This is a genomic window from Wolbachia endosymbiont (group A) of Beris morrisii (genome assembly GCF_964028185.1).
Classification (GTDB): Bacteria; Pseudomonadota; Alphaproteobacteria; order Rickettsiales; family Anaplasmataceae; genus Wolbachia.
Genome location: NZ_OZ034760.1, coordinates 868,841 through 889,684 on the forward strand (window position 1 = coordinate 868,841; position 20,844 = coordinate 889,684).

Consider the following 20,844-nt stretch of genomic DNA (forward strand, 5'->3'; position numbering starts at 1 on the left):
ATAAGATCAGCTACTTTCCATGCTGGTTTGCTTGCTCACAAGCAAACTTTTCTGGATTCCAGTGTCAAGCACTGGAATGACATCGTTGTAACATTGTACCATATTACAATGTTCGTACAGTTGTGATAGATGCCCAACAAGTCTATTTTTAAAGCCCACATCCTAATAAACTATTCTGCCGAGCTTCCAATACCTTCACATTTACTATTTTATCTCTATACTTCCCTTCAGGATCATCAATGCATACTGATTGCATATATGGGCTTTTACCAATAATTTGGTTTTGGTGTTTGCCTTTTTTATCACTGAACAAAGCAGGTATAGTTTTGCCTACCATACTCTGGTTAAACTCAAGTTGTTGCTTACTAATTAATTTCTGTAAACGAAGAAGGCGTTCTGTTTTAACCTCTTCTGGCACTTGATCTTTTCTTTCTGCTCCTGGTGTGCCTGGTCTTGGGCTGTATTTAAAACTATAAGCCTGAGCATATCTAACTTTTTCTACTAATTTCATAGTTTCTTCAAAATCTTTTTCGGTTTCTCCAGGAAAACCAACGATAAAATCAGAAGAAAATTCGATTTCAGGTTTCAATTTGCGAAATCTGTCTATTATTTCCAAATACTCCTCTGCAGTGTGTTTCCTGTTCATCACGCGCAATATTTTATTCGAACCTGACTGCACAGGCAGGTGAACAAACGGCATGAGTTTTGGCTCTTCCGCATGTGCCAAGTAGAGAGATTCATGCATATCTCTTGGATGAGAAGTTGTATAACGAATCCTCTCTAGCTTTTCAATTTTAGCAATATGACTAATTAATTTTCCTAAATCCCACACTTCCCCTTCGCATTCCCCATGGTAAGCATTGACGTTCTGACCAAGCAAATTGATCTCATTTGCCCCATTTGCAACTAATTTCAATACTTCGCGAAATATTTCATTTACTGGTCGTGAGTACTCAGCTCCACGAGTGTAGGGCACTACACAAAATGTACAAAACTTATCACAACCTTCTTGTATGGAAAGAAACGCAGAAGATCCTTGGCTATTGCCGTAACATTCATCTGGCAATTTATCAAACTTTGCAACTTCCGGAAAATCAGTATTTATTACATGACCTTTACTTCTGCTTGCTTTGACTATCAGTTCTGGTAAAGCGGCAATGCTTTGCGGACCAACAACAATATCCACAAATGGGGCTCTTCTGAACACTTCTTCTCCCTCTGCTTGCGCTACACATCCAGCCACCACTATAGTCATTTCTTTTCTTGATGAATGAATCCTTCCAAGCTCTGAGTAAAGCTTTTCTGCTGCCTTCTCTCTAATATGGCAAGTATTCAATATCACCAAATCAGCTTTTCTGCATCACTAACAACGTTGAACCCTAGAGGCTTAACTATATTCTCCATTAAAACGGAGTCATAAACGTTCATCTGACAGCCGTAAGTTTTAATATATAAGCCTTTCATGTTTACTTAATTTCATTCACTATCACTCACCATACACCATTGTCATCCCAGTGCTTGACACTGGGATGGCTTTGTTGCATAGCAACCGAAAAAATCTGGTGGCTACTGACAAAATTCATTATAAATAACCATTTAACTGTTGAAGAAAAAATATGCCACAGAAAATGAAAGTCAGTAACCAAAACGAATATAACAAATTCCTTGAAAAAAGGGGAAATATTTTTCGTTACATCGATGAAGCTATCGAAAATTGGTATGAAAATAGTCCAAAAATGCAGGGCGGCAACTATATTTACAGTGATAAAGTCGTAATTTTGGTGCATATAATTGTCAATCTTTTTAGAATTGGTTTAAGACAAACGGTGGGGTTTATAAAAGGATATCTGCAACAAATAGGAAAAAATTTGGCAGTTATCAGCTATTCACAAGCATCAAGAAGGTTTAAAAAACTTAATATTAAGATAAATGATTGCAGGGTTGATAAAAGCAACATGGAAAATATTGAAATTATCATAGATAGCACAAGTATCAGCATTTACAGTAACACTCCTGGCCACAGTAAGGAAAACAGTGCAGATAGAAAGTACCGAAGCTACGAGCAAGTAAGAAAGTTACATGTTATGTTAAGTGTGAATAGTAAAAAAGCTATAGCTGCAAGATACAGTAATGGCGTCTACTCTGACCACTATGGAGCTTGCGATTTGCTTGAAGAAGTTAATTTTCAGCACAAAATTATATGCAGATAGGGCATACGATAGGCACAAACTTTATAAATTGTGTAAGAAATACGATATAAAGACAAAAGTTCTACCAAAAAAGGATGCAGCAGAACATTCAAAAATAGATTATATGTCTGACAGAAATGCTGCTATTAGGTTAATAAAATTATATGGACAAGATGGTGTAAAAGAGTGGAAAAAGGAAGCAATTTATGGAAAGAGATCTTACATAGAAGGATTTTTCTCAAGGTTGAAGCAAGTATTTGGATTTAGCTTTAGGAATAAATCTGAAGTAAATCGTGAAAAAGAATTACTAATTAAGTGCTATTTGCTCAACAAATTCACTGATATTGGTATGGCTAAATTTGAAATCATTACATAAATTTGTCGTAAACCATCACTGCTTAAGGTGCTATGCAACAAAGCCCACTGGGATCCAGAAAACTTACTAGCTGATTATACAATGAAAATTAGCCCTGTATTACCTACTTGCATAACATCATTTTTGCTGCAAACTTCACATAGATAAAGTTATACGAAAAACTGGGTCCCAGTGTCAAGCACTGGGATGACAAGTTCTCGGCAACCCCTACGTCATACCATCACGGTATCTCTAGATCCCGCTAACAAGTAGCGGGATGACGGTTGTCAGGGTGTCATGAAAGTAGCTAACACTGGCTTCCATCCAAGAGGGCAGTGCCCTCTTCTTGTCATCCCAGTGCTTGACACTGGGATCCAGGAAAAAGAATGGTGTCATCCGAGTAGCTTGACACTGGCATCCAGGAAACTTAATTGCAAGTAATGCATTGAGTTTGGTGAGTATGGGTTTTGCGTTATAGAATGAAGCACTTTTGGTGAATTTGTAAAGAAAGCTGGATCCCAGTGTCAAGCACTGGGATGACAAGAAAGGGAGCACTGGAATTTTTATTTCAGTATTGTACATTAGCCATGCATCTGAACAGATACGAGCTTTCTGCTTTTTTTTGGTAAGGTCAGTCAAAAAGGTTTTACAACAACCATAATAACTATAACTATTATCAATACTGTAACTGCTTCATTTAAAACACGAAAATAAACGTGTTTTTTTTCATTTGAACCCATTGCAAAATCTTTTCTGTATTTTGCAAGCAGTCCATGAATAGCAAACATAAAAAATAATGCTAGTGCTTTCACATGAAACCACCCTTCACGATATGCTTCTCTTATAATCATTAATGTCATTCCCAAACCAAGTGAGAAAAGCATTGCAGGGTTTATGATATATCTAAGTAGCCTCTTTTCCATTGTTTGAAGCAAGCTATCATTTTCCGATCCCGGTTTTACAGTTGCGTGGTAGACATAAAGCCTGGGTAAATAAAGCATACCTGCCATCCACATAATGACGGAGATAATGTGAAAAGCTTCAAGCCAGTGGTAGTAATCCATTGAGATTTATTACAAAATGTTAAAAATTTCTGATATTATTTTAGTTTAATGAAAAAGAAATCGATATGAAAGCAGAAAATTTCACTAAAGAACAGATAATTGGATTCTACAGGAAAATGCTACTCATACGCAGATTTGAAGAAAAAGCAGGACAATTATATGGAATGGGATTAATAGGCGGATTCTGTCACCTATCAATAGGGCAAGAAGCAGTTGCAGTTGGAACTCAAGCTGCATCAAAATCAGGTGACGCTTTTATCACAAGTTATAGAGACCATGGCTTAATGCTCGCATGTGATTCTGATCCAAATGTTGTAATGGCAGAACTCACTGGCAAAGAAACAGGATGCTCGAAAGGTAAAGGTGGTTCGATGCACGTATTTGACGTTGAAAAAAAATTCTTCGGTGGACATGGAATAGTGGGAGCACAAGTTCCAATTGGCACAGGAATAGCATTTGCTAATAAATATAAGAAAAAAGATAACGTGGTATTCACGTATTTTGGTGACGGTGCTGCAAATCAAGGACAAGTATATGAATCATTTAATATGGCAGCTTTGTGGAAGTTGCCTGTGGTTTACATCATAGAAAATAACGAATACGCAATGGGAACTTCTGTGCAAAGATCAACTTTAGTAACAGAGTTATATAAAAGAGGAGAAAGTTTTGGTATTTCTGGAAAACAAGTTGATGGAATGGATTTTTTCTCTGTTTATGCGGCTACAAGCGAAGCAGCGGAACACACACGCAGCGGAAAAGGGCCTATCCTGCTTGAAATGAAGACATATCGATATCGCGGCCATTCGATGTCAGATCCTGCTACTTATCGCTTAAAAGAAGAAGTTGAAGATATGAAGCAAAATCATGACCCTATAAGCACTTTAAAGAAGTACATGATAGATAATAAAATTGCTTCAGAAGAAGAATGTAAAGTAATTGATAAGGAAGTACGTGATTTAGTAAAAAAGTCGGAAGATTTTGCCAAAAATAGTAAAGAACCAAGCGTTGATGAGTTATATACTGATGTTTATAAATTTGTTAGCTAATTTTTTTATCCAGAACTGTACGAACATTGTAATAGTAAACGATGTCATCCAAGTAGCTCCTTCTCCCATCATCCAAGTGCCCTCCTTTTTTTGTCATCCCAGTGCCCAGACTACTTGGATCCAGGAAAAAGAATGGTGTCATCCAAGTAGCCTCCCCCCCCTGTCATCCCAGCGCCCCTATGATGTCATCCCAGTGCTTGACACTGGGATGGCTTTGTTGCATAGCAACCGAAAAAATCTGGTGGCTACTGACAAAATTCATTATAAATAACCATTTAACTGTTGAAGAAAAAATATGCCACAGAAAATGAAAGTCAGTAACCAAAACGAATATAACAAATTCCTTGAAAAAAGGGGAAATATTTTTCGTTACATCGATGAAGCTATCGAAAATTGGTATGAAAATAGTCCAAAAATGCAGGGCGGCAACTATATTTACAGTGATAAAGTCGTAATTTTGGTGCATATAATTGTCAATCTTTTTAGAATTGGTTTAAGACAAACGGTGGGGTTTATAAAAGGATATCTGCAACAAATAGGAAAAAAATTGGCAGTTATCAGCTATTCACAAGCATCAAGAAGGTTTAAAAAACTTAATATTAAGATAAATGATTGCAGGGTTGATAAAAGCAACATGGAAAATATTGAAATTATCATAGATAGCACAAGTATCAGCATTTACAGTAACACTCCTGGCCACAGTAAGGAAAACAGTGCAGATAGAAAGTACCGAAGCTACGAGCAAGTAAGAAAGTTACATGTTATGTTAAGTGTGAATAGTAAAAAAGCTATAGCTGCAAGATACAGTAATGGCGTCTACTCTGACCACTATGGAGCTTGCGATTTGCTTGAAGAAGTTAATTTTCAGCACAAAATTATATGCAGATAGGGCATACGATAGGCACAAACTTTATAAATTGTGTAAGAAATACGATATAAAGACAAAAGTTCTACCAAAAAAGGATGCAGCAGAACATTCAAAAATAGATTATATGTCTGACAGAAATGCTGCTATTAGGTTAATAAAATTATATGGACAAGATGGTGTAAAAGAGTGGAAAAAGGAAGCAATTTATGGAAAGAGATCTTACATAGAAGGATTTTTCTCAAGGTTGAAGCAAGTATTTGGATTTAGCTTTAGGAATAAATCTGAAGTAAATCGTGAAAAAGAATTACTAATTAAGTGCTATTTGCTCAACAAATTCACTGATATTGGTATGGCTAAATTTGAAATCATTACATAAATTTGTCGTAAACCATCACTGCTTAAGGTGCTATGCAACAAAGCCCACTGGGATCCAGAAGACTTAATTTCAACCAAGTGGCTGCATAATAAAGGCTGGATCCCAGTGTCAGCTACTTGGATGACACCATTTGTTGTGTTTAACAAAGTTCGTACTTAGCTTCATGTTAGCTATAAATATTTAAGAAATTTACCAAACGAAAAAAAAGGCAAAAGAAGCCCTGAGGTTATTATCCGCTTTAAAATATTGGCGTTTTTTATGTTTTAAACGCTTGACAAGCGAGATTCAGCTGCTTTTAATTGCAACTAACCTACGCTGCAAATGTTTAAGAAATTTACTAAGCAGAAAAAAAGACAAAGAATCCCCGAGTTAGCTAGTCTTTTACTATCTCTGTCGAGTATTGGCATTTTTTGATGTCTTGTAACGCTTTATAAGCGCGTTCAGCTTATTTAGATAAAAATCTAGATGTAGATGAAGTTTTGTAAAGACATACAGTATCTATATACTGCAAAAAATTGAACATAAGACGCCGATACATTAAGTAATCCTTACCTTTTAATCTGCAGATTGGCGAAAGCAAATACAATAGCTTCAGTTTCATGATAAGGGGGCTGGCGGAGGGTATCAAGCAAGTTTTTATAGCTCTCATGGTTTTTGCTGGAATGATACTAGTTGTTACTCAAACAACAGTTATGCAAGAGATCTAAGCTAACAATGGACCACTAGATATATTACTAACTACGTTGACCTGATTCAATATTTTATTAGTGGGATTGAAATAATTTTCTATAAATTCCTTATATATAGCTGTTAACTTGTGTATATCGTCTACTAATACGCATTCATTTGTCTGATGTGCGGTTTTGTTGATTATACCAAATTCAATCACTGGACAAACATCTTTGATAAACGCAGCATCAGATGTGCCACCACTTGTGCTCAGCACAGCATCAATACTGGTAACTTTATTTATCGCATCAAGCATAATATCAGTATTTCTATCGGGAGTAGAGAGGAAAACATCCCTGCTGCTATGCATAGAAAGTTTATAATCGTTAGTTACACTGGAGCATATTTCATCAATCAGCTTATATAAGCTGTCAGGTGTTTGTGTATTGTTATATCGAATGTTAAAACGTGTAGTTGCTGAACCAGGTATTAGATTGCTAGTATTATTTCCAACATCGATAGTAGTAACTTCGCAATGTGAAGGCTGAAAATATTTATTACCATGATCAAAAGTAGTATTTTTTACCTTACTCAATATCGATATTACCTTATATATTGGATTATCTGCTAGGTCTGGGTAGGCAACGTGCCCTTGTTTTCCATGGCAAATTAATTCAAATGTTACAGAACCTCTTCTGCCTATTTTTATGGTATCACCTAATTTCTCACTACTGGTTGGTTCGCCAACCACACAGAAATCCACCTTTTTTTGCTTACTTTTCATCCATTCCAAAACTGCCTTTGTTCCATATTCTTCCGTGCTTTCTTCAGCACTGGTAATCAATGCACTTATTGAACCATTGAATTGAAACTTCTCTGCAATCAAATTTACCATAGCAGCAATAAACGCAGCTACTCCGCTTTTCATATCAGCCGCCCCTCTTCCATATAATATACCATCCCTCACTTCTGGATTAAATGGACCAAATGCCCAATCTTTTAACTGACCCGGTGGTACAACATCAACATGCCCAGCAAAGCACAAATTTGGTACTCCATTTATATATTTCGCATAAAGATTTTTAACTTTATCACCAAACTCTAAAATTTCACAATCAAAGCCACTCTTCTTGAAGATTGTTGCTATATACTCTATTGCCCCGCCGTCCCTTGGTGTTATACTCTCAAAAGAGATCAATTTCTTAGTTAGCTCTACAGGGTCAATTTTCATGTCAACCTTAAAATAATTATATTGCTATATTGTAAACACTCTATGCACTATTTAAAACAAATATTACATCAAACCGAACAAACTTTTCTAAGAAAAGTAATAACAGATTACCACCTTGCTGATGATATCTATGAAATATGCACACGACACGGAAATGACATCTTTCTAGTTGCAGATGAAAATACAGCAAAACTTTTAAACAAAAACGTATTTAATAAAATTCCTAACTTAATTATTCCGGGTAACTCCACTCCACCTGTCATCCCAATGTCAGCTACTCGGATGACACCAAGCAGAGCTGCCTCTCTTGAAACCGTAAATCTAGTTAGAAACAAAGCAAAAGATAATGACTTAATAGTTGCATTTGGTAGCGGCACCGTTAACGATATCTGCAAATATGCAAGCTACCTCGAGAAAAAAGATTATATATCGTTCCCAACAGCCGCTTCCATGAATGGATATACATCCGCAAATGCTTCAATATTAGTAAATGGATATAAAAAATCGTTCAAAGCACATCTTCCAAGAGCGATATATATAGATATAGACATACTTACCAATGCACCACTGCGCCTCACATTAAGCGGATTTGCAGATTTCATTTGCCGTTCAACAGTTCAGGCTGATTGGCTACTATCTCATTTGTTGCTTGGCACAGAATACAATGAATTACCTTTTACACTTGTTCGCGATTTGGAGCAAATTTTGCTAAGAGAGTATACGGCGCTTACTAAAAGAAGTAGAAAAGTGGTCCTATTACTTATGAAAGTTCTATTAATTTCAGGACTTGGAATGGTAATATCAAAAGGCAGCTATTCTGCAAGCCAAGGAGAGCATATGATAGCTCACGCAATGGAAATGGTAACAAGAGATCATTCCTCACTACATGGCGAAAAAATTGCTGTTACGACGATTACCATGGCTAATTTGCAGGAAAAGATATTATCAATACAAAACCCGATTATCAAACCGACCACTTTAGATGTAAAACATATAACTCAGTGCTTTGATAATATCGAATTTGTAAGAACTTTTGAACAGAAGCAAATTATGCAGCAAAAAATCCAAGAGATTATTTGTAAAGAATGGCATAATATTTCCAGTTTAATTAAGCAAAATTTACTACCTGCAAAACACCTGCAAAAAATATTTGAAGATCTATCAATTCCACACTTACCAGAGCACCTCAGTTGGAATAAAGAACAATATTGTAAAGTGGTCGATCTTGCGTTTGCAACAAGGGATAGATTCACCTTTCTTGACTTAGCTAACTGCATAGAAGAAAGTTAAGTTTTGTAGTGAAATTCTGTCATTTAAAGAGATCATAGGCCAAAAGCTAAACCCTTTTCACAATCTCTTATCCATTGTCCTCTAAACTGTACACCTGAGTGGATACACAACTGAACGTAACCATTCCAAGTAGCTGACACTGGGTCGCACTACTTCACCAATAGCACTATCTTGCTAAACATAGTTTAGTTCGAGTGGCTGAGGAGGGACTTGAACCCCCGACCAAGAGATTATGATCCTCCTGCTCTACCAACTGAGCTACTCAGCCTAATTGAAAACCTTGCTATATATGTGACCTACATGTTTTGTATAATATTTCAAATCAAACAAAGATTCAAGTTTTTCCGAGTGAATAACCTTAAGTAAGGATTTATCTTGTTTCAATTCGGCCAGAAAATCACTGTTGTTTTGTTTCACTTTCATTGCATTGCTCTGAACAATTTTATAAGCCTCTTCCCTCGCCAAACCACTATTTACTAACTCAAGCAATACATGCTGTGAGAAAACTAAACCTTTTGAAGAATTTAAGTTCTTCTCAATGTTTTCCTTATTGATCACCAATTTATCTATCAAATCTGTTAATCGCACTAAAGCAAAATCCATTGTTATACAAGCATCAGGAGCAATGCATCTTTCCACAGACGAGTGTGATATATCACGTTCGTGCCACAATGCAACATTTTCTAACGCAGGAAAAACATAACTGCGTATTAAACGTGAGAGTCCAGTCAGATTTTCACTTAAAATAGGATTACATTTGTGTGGCATAGCAGAGCTTCCCTTCTGCCCAATGGAAAAATGCTCAGAAATTTCGCCGATTTCAGTTCTTTGCAAATGACGAATTTCAATTGCAATATTTTCTATTGAGCTTGCAATCACTCCCAAAACTGAAAAGAACATGGCATGTCTATCACGAGGAATGACTTGAGACGATATGGTTTCAGGTATGAGTCCCATTTCTTTCGCTACATACTCTTCAACGAACGGATCAACATTTGCAAAATTACCTACTGCACCTGATATTTTACAAATTGAGATCTCTTTTTGCGCGCTAATTAATCTCTGATAATTGCGTTTAAATTCAGCATAAAATCTAGCAAATTTTAATCCAAGAGTTGTTGGTTCTGCATGCATTCCATGACTACGCCCAACACAAACAATATCTTTATAGTCCTCAGCTTTTTTTTTCAATACTGCAAGTATATTTTTTAAATTCTCGAGTAAAATATCACATGACTCTTTCAACTGCACCGCAAGGCATGTATCCAAAACATCAGAACTTGTCATTCCATAATGAAGATAACGAACATCAATTCCCGCTTTTTCAGCAACATACGTCAGAAAAGCTATAACATCGTGTTTTACAATGGATTCAATTTCGTTGATACGTTCAATATCAAATTCAATAGCATCAGAGAGCTTCTGAGCAATATCCTTAGGGACAATTCCTAGCTTTGCTTGAGCTTCGCACGCTAATTTTTCTATTTTGAGCCATATATTAAATTTGTTATTTTCTTCCCAAATCGCAGACATCTCTTTATGACTATAACGAGGAATCATTTTTGATTTATTCCAATAATGGTGTCATTCCAGTGCGTGACACTGGAATCCAGATATAAAAGTATTTGCAAATTATTCAATGGACAACGGATTCTAGAAGCATAAAATAATGTCCATGATGAAATAAACTGGATCCCAGTGTCACGCACTGGGATGACATGAGAGGAGCACTGGGATGACACCAGCTTAGCCATGGCAGACATTTCTTTTCGGCTATAACAAGGGATCATCTTTGATCAGCTATCATCACCATCAGTAGCTTCTTTATTCGCATCTTGCTCTGCCTCTTGTTGCTCAGACTTCTGATTTTGCAATTTTACTTGCCTTAGCTCATTTGCATCTGTTTCGGATTTCACGACGTATATAGTAATTGGTACTACTACTTCACTATGTAATTCTACGTTTACTTGGTATTCACCCAAGTTTTTGATGCTTATTCCACCAAAAGATAAACTACGATGATCTATCGCACGTCCTTCTTGTAGTAAAACTTTCGCAATTTCACGTGTTGTTACAGAACCAAAAATTTTACCATCCTCTGAAGCTTGCTTTGTCAATACCACAAACTTATCCTGTAGTGACAATACAAGCTCTTTTGCTACATTTAATCTTTTTATATTCTCTTCTTCCAGTAATAAACGTTGCTCCTCTAGCTTTGTTAAATTTTCCTTGGTAGCTTTCACCGCTTTTCTTTGTGGAAAAAGAAAATTACGTGCATAACCTGGTTTAACTTTTACAACTTCACCAAGCTTACCTAAAGTCCTTATATTTTCCTTTAAAATTATCAACATAAATTACCTAAACTTTTTTAGTACAGTAAGGAACAAGAGCCAAAAAACGTGCCCTTATGACCGCTAAGCGTAACTTCCTTTGTTTTTTTGCACATACGCCTGTTAATCTTCTAGGTAATATCCTACCATAGTCAGAGGTAAACTTGGATAATAAATCTGTATTCTTATAATCTATGTCTTCATCTTTAGACGCAGCAAGAGGGCAAACTTTAGAACGCCTAAAGCCAGTCCTATTATTTACAGATACGTAAGAATTATTAAAACTATTTCGTCTTTTCATCATTATGCGTTTTGCTCCTCAATTTGTTTATTCATCATATAAGATTTACCTTCAAAAAATTTATCAACCTGCACAGACAAGTGGCGAATAACGTTCTCATTAAGTTTCATTCTACGCACAAATTCATCCAGAATGCTTGCAGTAGAACTTATACACATTATACAATAATGACCGCTCTTCATCTTATTTATTGGATATGCAAAATCCAAAAGACCCCAATGTTCATACTTGATTAATCCTGATGCTTCAATGTTTTCCAAAAGCATTTCCAATGCTTTGCTCGATTGAGTTGGACCGTTTATTCTAAAATCTTTCAAAATATCTTGAAAAATCTTTATTAGATGTTCTGAAATATTTCTCTTCAAAGCATTTACTGCATTATGGATAAACGCACTTTTAGTAATTTGCTCACTGCCTCCTAGAAATTTTATAAAATCTTGCGTTATTCCTAAATCTTTTAGGTCATCTTTCAACTCTTTATCGATTTTTGACTTCACTTCTTTCAAATTTGAAAGATCTTTTTCCAATTCAACCCATAAAATTTTTGTAAGATCTTCCAAGAAATCAGAGTAAGCAACTAGACCTTCTTTAATGTTTTCAGCACGCGTTTCTAACTCTTGTTTTGTAAGCGTGCTATTTTGCCTTTCCATAAGACTCTTAATCTTCTGGAAAATAACATCTGCTTTAATATTCTTCAATGAAACAGCTAGCTCTTGGACCATCTCCTCTACTTCTTGCTGTAATAATCCTTGTTGTGCTATAAAAATAAATTCATAAAGATTCACTATATCTTCCTTTAATACCGATTAAATATTTCATTATATAAAGCTTTTTTATATAAGCAAGTTATTTGTATTAATTTCTACGCCTTTAATCCAGCTTAAGTTAGATATTTCATAAACAACTTGAGGAGCAATTGAGTATGCACCTGGTAATAAGATGCTCACTTTATGTTTTTCGAGAAGAAGTTTTAGCATTATTTTGGTTCTGCCTTCATCTTTTAATATTGTGTTTAATTCCATAGCGGCTTTTTGCGAATCCGTGCACTCAGTGGTGAGAACTAATTCTTTTATTGTAGAAGTGATTCTTTTTGTAAACTCAGATATATCCTTGCCTGCTAATCTTGTCGTATTTTCCGAAGCTTCAAGATCAATTATCACAAATGTTCCTGGTGAAAATAAATCTCTTTTTTCTTCTATTATTTCATTATTATAGAATGCTATTTCAGAAACGTTATGGGGATCAGAAAGTGTAAGTATAACAAACCTTCCACGCTCTGAGGTTCTCATACGTGCATTTAATATTACCCCAGCAGTTTTTGCTGTTCTATTTTCTCCGATAAACCCAATATTTAACTTTTCCAGAAGAGTTCTAAATTTTTCAAGTGGATGATTAGTTAAATAAAATCCTAGTGAAAATAACTCATGCTCTAATTTTTCCTCTTCATCAAAATCTTCCACATTCTCAAATTTCGGTTTGAGGACATCAAGACTACCAAACAAAGCAGCTTGACTTGATTCTCTATCCTGTTTGTTTTTATTTGCAAAGTAAATCAGTGTGTCCATTGACTCATATAGCTGCTTTCTGTTCTTATGCACGCTATCGAATGCTCCGGATTTAATCAGGCTTTCTAGCGCTCTCTTATTTATTATATGACCTGAATTTTGAATGAATTCCCATATGTCCTTACAAGCGCTTGAACGTACGTTCACTATTCCCTCCGCTATAGAAAAACCAACATTCCTCAAGGCAGCAATACCATAACGTATGCGTTCGTTCTCTATTGAGAATTCAGCTTTAGATTTGTTTATATCAGGTGGAAGAACGGTAACGCCACTAAACTTTGCTGCATGATAAAATAAATTCAGTTTATCTCTATCATCAATATTCAGATTCATTAGTGCTGTAAAAAATTCTAATGGATAATTAGCTTTAAGGTAAGCTGTTTGATAAGATATAACCGCATATGCAGCTGCGTGAGATTTATTAAATCCATAACCAGCAAATTTTGCAACAAGGTCAAAGATATAACTTGCCCTGTCATAATCAACGCCATTCTTCGTTGCCCCTTGGACGAAAAGTGTACGTTGTTTATCCATCTCTTCCTTGATTTTCTTACCCATGGCACGTCTTAGCAAATCTGCTTCTGCGAGACTATATCCAGAGAGAATACGCGCTATTTCCATCACCTGTTCTTGGTAGATTATTACCCCAAACGTTTCTTTTAATATTCCCTCAAGTAATGGATGAATATAATCTGGCTTTTCAAGTCCATGTTTTCTTGCAACATAAGTTGGAATGTTATCCATAGGTCCTGGACGATAAAGAGAGATTAAAGCGATGATGTCCTCGATGCAGTCTGGTTTTAACTTGATTAAAGCTTCTCTCATTCCCGAACTTTCAAGCTGGAACACTCCAATTGAATCACCGCTAGAGAGCATCTCATAGGTTTTTTGATCATTCAAAGAAACTGAAGAAATATCGATCTTTTTTTCATCACGATTAATTAAACGACACACATGATCTATTAGCGTTAGCGTACCAAGTCCAAGAAAATCAAATTTTATTAGCCCAGCTTTCTCCACATATTTCATGCTGTATTGAGTGATTGGCAGAGCCGAATTTGGATCATAATACACGGGAACAAAATTTTCTAATTTTTGATCGCATATTACAATTCCAGCAGCATGAGTTGAAACGTGACGATATATTCCTTCAAGCTTAAGAGATATATCAAGAAGCTTTGCAATTACCTCATCACTATCCCGTTCTTTCTGCAGGTTTTGATCAAACTCTATCGCTTGTGATAAAGTTACAGGATTTACTGGATTAAATGGAACCATTTTAGATATTTTATCCACTTGAGAGTAAGGCATTTGTAATACCCTTCCAACATCACGCAATACTGCCCTTGCCTGCAATTTTCCAAAAGTGATTATTTGAGCGACATAACCGTACTTTTTCTGAACATAATCAATAACCAGGTCTCTTTTTTCCTGGCAAAAATCAATATCAAAGTCAGGCATCGATACACGATCAGGATTCAAAAATCTTTCAAATATTAGGCCAAACTTTATTGGATCAAGGTCTGTAATCTGCAAGCCCCAAGCAACAATTGATCCAGCACCAGAGCCTCTTCCTGGACCAACTGGAATGCCATTTGCTTTGCTCCAGCGGATAAAGTCAGAAACTATTAGAAAGTAACCAGCATAGTTCATTGAAGTGATTACACTTAGTTCATAATCTAACCTGTCGTAGTATTGCTTGAAATCGATATCATGTTGTGTGTCATCATCTGGTTTGGTGTCATTCCAGCGCGTGACGCTGGAATCTCTCTGGATCCCAGTATCAAGTACTGGGATGACAGTGGAGGGTGTTCTGGTGACAGAAGAGGATTTTGCAATACGCAGCTTCAATCCTGCAACTGCCTGCTCCCTCAGTTCTTCATTCTCAGTTTTATTTTCTCGACAAGGAAATTTAGGCAAGATAGGCTGCCTGCTTCTTGGCATGTAAGAGCACCGCTTAGCTATCACTAAAGTGTTATGAATTGCTTCGGGAATGTCGCTAAACAGCTCCTCCATTTCTGCCACAGATTTGAAGTAATGCTCGGTAGTTAACTTCTTTCTGTTATTCTCCAGGGCATAACTCCCCTCCGATATGCACGTTAATATGTCATAAGCTTCATAGTCAGACCTATTTGGAAAAAACACATCGTTCGTTGCAACCAGTGGTATATTGCGCTGATAAGCAAAGTCTATCAAAGCTTCTTCAAGCTCTAGCTCTTTATTCAATCCATGACGCTGCAATTCAACATATAAATGACCATTGAATGCTGAAAGCAGTTTTTCAACCGTTTCTTTATCTTGCCCCAACAATAGTTGAGCCAAACATCCACCGGTTAAAGCGATCAGACCCGTACTTAAATTCAATAGCTCATCAAAATCAACGTAAGGAATATCGCTGTTATTCTTGCGCTTTTTAAAAGACTCACTCACCAAAGTGACTAAATTAGTGTACCCTTGCTCATTTTTTGCAAGCAATAATATAGGTAAATTTTGTTCTGAATGTTTAACTATAATATTGCATCCTATTATTAGCTGTATTCCCCTACTTGCTGCATATTCTGAAAACTCAAGCGAGCCAAACAAGTTGCCTGAATCAGTAATTGCAACCGCTGGCATTTTATTTCGCAAACAAAGGCCGATCAGCTCCTCAATTTTAACCGAGCTTTCAAGCAGCGAATAAACACTGTGAACACGTAAGTGTATGAACATAAAAAACTTTAGATCAACAAAAAAGGATAACATTAATTTACCCATGAGAACATAATTTTCATGAGAACAAAAGCCTATAAGATTTCTCAAATCTAAGGTTAAAATACAAAAAACTTACTTGACGAACTCCGCCAGCTCCCTTATCATGAAACTGAAGGTATTCAGTTATCTTCATCTGTGCAGATTAAACAGTAAAAAAACAACGTAGTTGGCGTCTTATTTTTAATTTTTTGCACTATGTGCACCTTATGTCTTCACAATATTTCTGGGTTTTTACCCATATAAGCTGAAACGCGCTTATAAGTCGTTTAAGACAGTATAGTACGCCAATTTGAAGGATTAGAGAGTGAACACTAATTACCACGGGGTTTCTTTTGCCTTTTTTTCTGCTTAGTAAATTTCTTAAACATTTTAGCTAAGGTTAGTTGCACTTAAAAGCAGCTAAATTGCAGTGTTTAAGACTTAAAAAACGCCAATGTTTTAAAATAGATATTAACCGGGGCTTCTTTTGCCTTTTTTTTCGTTTGGTAAATTTCTTAATGTTTATAGCTAAAAGAGCCCAAGAGAGGTGTCATTCCAGTGCCCCTGTGATGTCATTCCAGTGCTTGACACTGGAATCCAGTTTTCCATATAATCTCATCGAAAACGTTGTAACCACTTTCTATGCTAGTTTTCTTGTTTACAAGAAAACTTTCCTGGATCCCAGTGTCTGGGCACTGGGATGACAGCTAGCCTGACAACCGTCATCCCGCTGCTTGTTAGTGGGGTCTATGCTAAGAGATACCGCGGCGGTATGACGTAGGACTGCTGTCATTCCAGTGCTTGGCACTGGAATCCAGCCTTTATTATGCAGCCACTTGGTTGAAATTAAGTCTTCTGGATCCAAGTAGTCAAGGCACTGGGATGACACCCTCTTGGATGGAAATCAGCGTCAGCTACTGGGATGACAGCTAGCCTGACAACCGTCATCCCGCTACGTGTTAGCGGGATCTAGAGATACCGCGGCGGTATGACGTCTGGCCTGCACTAGCTATACTAAGCTAATCATCATCTCCAAACATAGAGCTAATTTTTTTGCCTCCAGGAGAAAATTTGTTAGTCCAACTGCTTTGCACTTTGGTTACGTCTTTAGTGGCAGTTTTATTGCTGTATTCCTTGATTTCCTTATCTATTCTCTCCATTATTTGTGGATCCAGGTAGCTCTTTTTCCATTGGTCAGTAGCAAGGAACACTTTATTTAGGTCTTGAGTGCGGATTAAGTATTCTTTGTCTTTAGGGTAAACCTCCTGCGCCCAAGCAAATAGCTCAAAATAGCGTGCAAATAATTCAGATGCACGTGATTTTGCAGTTTGATAAGCCTGTATCTCCTTAAATATAATTTGGCCGATAATTTTCTGCACAAGAATATTTGCTTGCTTTAGGTTCTGCTCGACATCTTGATAAACTTTATGGAGAAATTCCTGTTCCAAACTTAAGTTCAGTTCATTTTCAACCATATGTGAAAGTTCATGCACTATAATGTATGGGTTTGACTTCCTCAGTACAATAACATATTTATTTACACTGGAAGACCTGATTGTCTTACACATCCCCTCTTCCATATCCACTAATCCCTCTTGGTATATTTCAAATGAGAGCCTATTTTGCTTTATTAGTGATAAAGTGAGGTTTAATGTGTTTCTAAACTTTTCAAATTGATAGAGATATTCGACATACCGTATTGCATTTTCACTGCTTCCTACTTTAGTCGCTTGTTTTATTAAATTCCTGATTAGCATATCTATTATTTAAAGGAATTTTTTTTATACTCAAGAGCTATAAAGTGTTTTTAGGAAGTTTGATTGCAGATATAACTAATGAAGATCACATAACTGCATGAACATTTGTTTTTAACGAAACGAATGGTGTCATTCCAGCGCGTGACGCTGGAATCCAGAAATTCCTACTGTACGCTGGGTTGGTGAGCATAGAAAATAGCTAATCTTATGCTCAAATAAACGTTTTTGATGGGATTGCATGGAAGGCTGGATCCCAGTATCGAAGCACTGGGATAACACCCTTTCCGGTGGCCAAGTGTTAAAGCCATGTTGTGCAGATTAGCTTAGTAGAGGAGCTTTCCCATTAAGGTCAGCAGCTTCAGACTTTGCGTCACTAAACTTACTTGCCACTTTATCAACAGCCCAAGTCAGTGGTGTAATAATGAGTGCTGCAGCCCAGATGACGGCTGAAATAATGTAAGACAAGACTAAACTTAAGAACTTAGCGCAGGTTTCACCATGTTGTTCTGCTTTGTTCTGCAAATTATTGGTATACCCTAAAAGAGATTTTGGACCATCTGTTCCCTTTAAATGTGAAATTAATTTTACTGGCAAATACGTTAAATATGCAACCCCTGTATAGAGTACAAGTAATAAATTTGCAAAGCCATGATAAAGTCCATTATGTTTCGTACCGCAGACTTTTTTCTCTCTTTTTCCCAAAGTTGTTGTTGAAGTATCGGCATCTTTATTTACCCCTACGAGCATATCCTTCACTGGTCCCACAACACTATCGATATGATGAACAGACTTATAGAAACAGTTTTGTGGAACTTGACTGTTATTTTTTTCTACAGCAGGAACAGTTCCGTGTTGAGCATATTGCTTAAAATTCTCATATGAATACTTAAGGTTTTCACATAAACTTGACATATTAGCCTCCTAAAAGAACTATATAATAAAAAATGTAATTATTATTAACATTACTGTACTAGTATAACTTATTTTAGAACAATTGCAATAATATGAATATTTTAACCAAATTATATGTTGCACAAAAGCATATATTGCTCTAACATCGCAGTAGGTTAGAAATTGAGGAGGTTGAATGAATTTTACTTTACCTGAATTACCATACGGTAAAACAGCTTTGGAGCCTTACATATCTGCAAAAACCTTAGATTTTCATTATGATAAGCACCATAAAGGATATTTAAATAAACTCAACGAGCTGGTTGAAAATACGGATTATCAACATGTGAAAATTGAGGAATTAATAACAAAAGTGCATGGTAATAGCGACAACTTGCCTATATTTAATAACGCAGCACAAGTTTGGAACCACACTTTTTATTGGAACTCAATGAAAAAAAATGGTGGTGGTAAGCCTAAAGATAGTAGTCTTTTAGCAAAAAAAATTCAGGACGATATCGGTGGCTTTGATAAATTTTATGAAGAATTCTCCAATTATGGAGTAAGCCAGTTTGGTAGTGGATGGGTGTGGTTAGTGCTTGAAAAAGGAAAGCTCAAAATCACCAAAACTCCAAATGCAGATTTGCCATTAACTTATGGTCAAGTGCCATTACTCACTATGGATGTGTGGGAGCACGCATACTATTTAGATTGTCAAAATCGTAGAATTGACTACATAAAAGTTTTTCTTGATCATTTGATTAATTGGGATTTTGCAGAAGAGAACTTAGAAGAGTATATGAGATGAATGTACCCCAGGTAACAAAATTAGATAATGGTCTGCGCATAATAACTGAGCAGGTGCGTGATGTTGATTCCGTAGCTTTAAGTATACGAGTTGGTGTTGGCAGTAGAGCAGAAAGTGCAAGTCAAAATGGAATATCCCATTTTTTAGAACACATGGCTTTCAAAGGGACGAAGACAAGAACTGCATTTGAAATTGCAAAAGCTTTTGATGACATAGGTGGGGTTTTCAACGCTAGCACCGGTAGGGAAAGCACTACCTATTATGCAAAGGTTCTCAAGAAAGACATAAAAACTGGTATTGATATATTAATAGATATATTGATGCATTCGACATTTCCAGAAGATGAATTGGAACGTGAGAAGAGCGTTGTAATACAAGAGATTTTTCAAACTAATGATTCACCAAGTGACATTGTTTTCGATAAATATTTTGAGGCAGCTTATAAAGATCAACCATTTGGTAAGTCAATCTTAGGTACGCAAGATACGGTAAAGTCATTTACTAGGGAAAATCTAAATAACTACATAAACGAACATTACTTTGGCGAGAATATGCTATTTGCCGTTGCAGGAAATGTTGAACATGAAGAAGTTGTTGCATTAACCAAAGATTTTCTCTCAAAGATTCATTCTAAAAAGCTGAAAAAAAGCCAAAATGCGACGAGCTACACTGGTGGTGAGTATTTAGAACATCGTAAATTAGATCAGGTGCACTTGCTAATTGGTCTACCTAGTGTTTCTCGCCATGACGATAAATATCACACGTTTCAAGTGCTTGATTCTATATTAGGGAGCGGAATGTCATCACGTTTATTCCAGGAAGTAAGGGAAAAGCAGGGATTAGCTTATTCTGTTTATTCATTTAATTCCAGCTATACTGATACAGGAATGTTTTCCATTTTTGCTGGTACAGACAGTAGTAACTTAGATAAGCTTTTAAAATCTATAACGACAGAGTTGAAGAAGTTGTCCACAGATGATTTGAGGGAAGAAGAAGTAAATAGAGTGAAAGAGCGAGTAAAATCCCAAATTTTAATGTCACGCGAAAGTGTGAGCTCACGTGCTGAAACATTGGGGCACTACTACGGTAACTATAATAGGTACATCAGTAAAAATGAATTAATAGAAAAAATTAGTGCAGTTACCACTGCTAACGTAAAAAAAGCAGCAGAAGAATTGTTATCTCAGCATGAAAAAACCACTCTAGCTGCAATTGGAGAAATTGAATCATTGCCAAGTTACGATAAAGTGGTTTCTATGCTTAAAGCTTAGTGCATTCTGTTATATTGATTTGGCTGCTTTACAATATAATTTAGCACAGTGATTAAAGAAGCGTAAAGTTGAAACAATGTGCTATGAACCACACATATAAGCA

General features: G+C 36.2%; 25 protein-coding genes, 1 tRNA gene and 1 pseudogene. 10 read left to right on the forward strand and 17 right to left on the reverse strand.

The features are described from left to right. Positions 1-6: 6 nt before the first annotated feature. Both ABWU69_RS04415 and miaB read right to left on the reverse strand, forming a co-directional pair. A complete protein-coding gene (locus tag ABWU69_RS04415; RefSeq protein ID WP_341812853.1) occupies positions 7-159 on the reverse strand; it encodes a hypothetical protein in 153 nt (50 codons plus the stop codon). After that, a pseudogene (gene miaB / locus ABWU69_RS04420) lies at positions 149-1,464 on the reverse strand (tRNA (N6-isopentenyl adenosine(37)-C2)-methylthiotransferase MiaB). The gene ABWU69_RS04415 and the pseudogene miaB overlap by 11 nt, the downstream one beginning before the upstream one ends. A gap of 152 nt (positions 1,465-1,616) precedes the next feature. Here miaB and ABWU69_RS04425 point away from each other — a divergent pair. Then, positions 1,617-2,210 (forward strand): transposase, encoded by a 594-nt coding sequence (locus ABWU69_RS04425; protein ID WP_353285000.1) that lies wholly within the window; start codon positions 1,617-1,619, stop codon positions 2,208-2,210. Then, on the forward strand, positions 2,152-2,565 hold the full coding sequence (locus ABWU69_RS04430) for a transposase (protein WP_353284975.1): 414 nt from the start codon (positions 2,152-2,154) through the stop codon (positions 2,563-2,565). Before ABWU69_RS04425 ends, ABWU69_RS04430 begins: the two co-directional genes overlap by 59 nt. Positions 2,566-2,796: 231 nt before the next feature. On the opposite strand, the gene ABWU69_RS04435 is transcribed toward ABWU69_RS04430, so the two are convergent. After that, positions 2,797-3,126: a hypothetical protein gene (locus tag ABWU69_RS04435; protein ID WP_156518006.1), complete on the reverse strand. Its 330-nt coding sequence runs from the start codon at positions 3,124-3,126 to the stop codon at positions 2,797-2,799. Positions 3,127-3,179: 53 nt separating this feature from the next. Next, a complete protein-coding gene (hemJ, locus tag ABWU69_RS04440) occupies positions 3,180-3,608 on the reverse strand; it encodes a protoporphyrinogen oxidase HemJ (RefSeq protein ID WP_265026302.1) in 429 nt (142 codons plus the stop codon). A gap of 65 nt (positions 3,609-3,673) precedes the next feature. Between hemJ and pdhA the strand changes: the two genes are divergently transcribed. Genes pdhA through ABWU69_RS04460 form a run of 4 tightly spaced genes read left to right on the forward strand, consistent with a single transcriptional unit; the run spans position 3,674 to position 5,898 of the window. Beyond that, positions 3,674-4,654, forward strand: a complete 981-nt coding sequence (gene pdhA, locus ABWU69_RS04445; RefSeq protein WP_265034370.1) for a pyruvate dehydrogenase (acetyl-transferring) E1 component subunit alpha — start codon at positions 3,674-3,676, stop codon at positions 4,652-4,654. Then, entirely contained in the window at positions 4,644-4,925 is a 282-nt protein-coding gene (locus tag ABWU69_RS04450) for a hypothetical protein (protein WP_353285001.1), read from the forward strand. The genes pdhA and ABWU69_RS04450 overlap by 11 nt, the downstream gene beginning before the upstream one ends. 24 nt (positions 4,926-4,949) lie before the next feature. Then, entirely contained in the window at positions 4,950-5,543 is a 594-nt protein-coding gene (locus ABWU69_RS04455) for a transposase (RefSeq protein ID WP_353284976.1), read from the forward strand. Continuing rightward, positions 5,485-5,898, forward strand: coding sequence for a transposase (locus ABWU69_RS04460; protein WP_353284975.1), 414 nt, complete (start codon positions 5,485-5,487; stop codon positions 5,896-5,898). Before ABWU69_RS04455 ends, ABWU69_RS04460 begins: the two co-directional genes overlap by 59 nt. Here the strand turns inward: ABWU69_RS04460 and ABWU69_RS08065 are convergent. Together ABWU69_RS08065 and dapE are read right to left on the reverse strand one after the other, a co-directional pair. Continuing rightward, positions 5,841-6,044, reverse strand: coding sequence for a hypothetical protein (locus ABWU69_RS08065; RefSeq protein ID WP_410541777.1), 204 nt, complete (start codon positions 6,042-6,044; stop codon positions 5,841-5,843). The two genes, ABWU69_RS04460 and ABWU69_RS08065, sit on opposite strands and share 58 nt — an antisense overlap. 557 nt (positions 6,045-6,601) lie before the next feature. Further along, positions 6,602-7,798 carry a succinyl-diaminopimelate desuccinylase gene (dapE, locus tag ABWU69_RS04470; protein WP_265034373.1) on the reverse strand — a complete coding sequence of 399 codons (1,197 nt, stop codon included), beginning with the start codon at positions 7,796-7,798 and terminating at the stop codon, positions 6,602-6,604. 42 nt (positions 7,799-7,840) lie between these two features. On the opposite strand from dapE, the gene ABWU69_RS04475 reads away from it, so the two are divergent. Continuing rightward, the gene (locus ABWU69_RS04475) at positions 7,841-9,088 is read left to right on the forward strand and encodes an iron-containing alcohol dehydrogenase (protein ID WP_353285003.1); all 1,248 of its coding nucleotides are present in this window, start codon (positions 7,841-7,843) and stop codon (positions 9,086-9,088) included. A 195-nt stretch (positions 9,089-9,283) separates the two neighbouring features. Here ABWU69_RS04475 and ABWU69_RS04480 read toward each other — a convergent pair. From ABWU69_RS04480 to dnaE, 7 genes are all read right to left on the reverse strand, one after another. Continuing rightward, positions 9,284-9,356: transfer RNA gene (locus ABWU69_RS04480), tRNA-Met, on the reverse strand. After that, on the reverse strand, positions 9,356-10,648 hold the full coding sequence (gene purB / locus ABWU69_RS04485) for an adenylosuccinate lyase (RefSeq protein ID WP_265026307.1): 1,293 nt from the start codon (positions 10,646-10,648) through the stop codon (positions 9,356-9,358). Before purB ends, ABWU69_RS04480 begins: the two co-directional genes overlap by 1 nt. Beyond that, complete coding sequence (locus tag ABWU69_RS04490) at positions 10,645-10,878, reverse strand: hypothetical protein (protein WP_213863032.1); 234 nt, start codon at positions 10,876-10,878, stop codon at positions 10,645-10,647. Before ABWU69_RS04490 ends, purB begins: the two co-directional genes overlap by 4 nt. 6 nt (positions 10,879-10,884) lie before the next feature. Continuing rightward, positions 10,885-11,439, reverse strand: coding sequence for a 50S ribosomal protein L9 (rplI, locus tag ABWU69_RS04495; RefSeq protein ID WP_265034375.1), 555 nt, complete (start codon positions 11,437-11,439; stop codon positions 10,885-10,887). 7 nt (positions 11,440-11,446) lie between these two features. Beyond that, positions 11,447-11,722 carry a 30S ribosomal protein S18 gene (rpsR, locus tag ABWU69_RS04500; protein WP_250294995.1) on the reverse strand — a complete coding sequence of 92 codons (276 nt, stop codon included), beginning with the start codon at positions 11,720-11,722 and terminating at the stop codon, positions 11,447-11,449. After that, a complete protein-coding gene (rpsF, locus tag ABWU69_RS04505) occupies positions 11,722-12,504 on the reverse strand; it encodes a 30S ribosomal protein S6 (protein WP_265026309.1) in 783 nt (260 codons plus the stop codon). The genes rpsR and rpsF overlap by 1 nt, the downstream gene beginning before the upstream one ends. 48 nt (positions 12,505-12,552) lie before the next feature. After that, a complete protein-coding gene (dnaE, locus tag ABWU69_RS04510; protein ID WP_265035663.1) occupies positions 12,553-15,993 on the reverse strand; it encodes a DNA polymerase III subunit alpha in 3,441 nt (1,146 codons plus the stop codon). A 539-nt stretch (positions 15,994-16,532) separates the two neighbouring features. Here dnaE and ABWU69_RS04515 point away from each other — a divergent pair. Beyond that, a complete protein-coding gene (locus tag ABWU69_RS04515; RefSeq protein ID WP_353285004.1) occupies positions 16,533-16,718 on the forward strand; it encodes a hypothetical protein in 186 nt (61 codons plus the stop codon). Here ABWU69_RS04515 and ABWU69_RS04520 read toward each other — a convergent pair. The 4 genes from ABWU69_RS04520 to ABWU69_RS04535 all read right to left on the reverse strand — a co-directional run bounded on the left by ABWU69_RS04520 (position 16,673) and on the right by ABWU69_RS04535 (position 18,683). Further along, entirely contained in the window at positions 16,673-16,903 is a 231-nt protein-coding gene (locus ABWU69_RS04520) for a WPE palindromic element domain-containing protein (protein ID WP_353285005.1), read from the reverse strand. The two genes, ABWU69_RS04515 and ABWU69_RS04520, sit on opposite strands and share 46 nt — an antisense overlap. Before the next feature lie 130 nt (positions 16,904-17,033). Further along, positions 17,034-17,771, reverse strand: a complete 738-nt coding sequence (locus tag ABWU69_RS04525; RefSeq protein WP_265034379.1) for a hypothetical protein — start codon at positions 17,769-17,771, stop codon at positions 17,034-17,036. Positions 17,772-17,900: 129 nt separating this feature from the next. After that, positions 17,901-18,050 carry a hypothetical protein gene (locus ABWU69_RS04530; protein ID WP_353285006.1) on the reverse strand — a complete coding sequence of 50 codons (150 nt, stop codon included), beginning with the start codon at positions 18,048-18,050 and terminating at the stop codon, positions 17,901-17,903. Between the two features lie 39 nt (positions 18,051-18,089). Continuing rightward, positions 18,090-18,683, reverse strand: coding sequence for a hypothetical protein (locus ABWU69_RS04535; RefSeq protein WP_353285007.1), 594 nt, complete (start codon positions 18,681-18,683; stop codon positions 18,090-18,092). 175 nt (positions 18,684-18,858) lie between these two features. On the opposite strand from ABWU69_RS04535, the gene ABWU69_RS04540 reads away from it, so the two are divergent. Together ABWU69_RS04540 and ABWU69_RS04545 are read left to right on the forward strand one after the other, a co-directional pair. Next, a complete protein-coding gene (locus ABWU69_RS04540; protein WP_265034382.1) occupies positions 18,859-19,470 on the forward strand; it encodes a superoxide dismutase in 612 nt (203 codons plus the stop codon). Next, on the forward strand, positions 19,467-20,741 hold the full coding sequence (locus tag ABWU69_RS04545) for a M16 family metallopeptidase (protein WP_353285008.1): 1,275 nt from the start codon (positions 19,467-19,469) through the stop codon (positions 20,739-20,741). The genes ABWU69_RS04540 and ABWU69_RS04545 overlap by 4 nt, the downstream gene beginning before the upstream one ends. Positions 20,742-20,844: the final 103 nt, after the last annotated feature.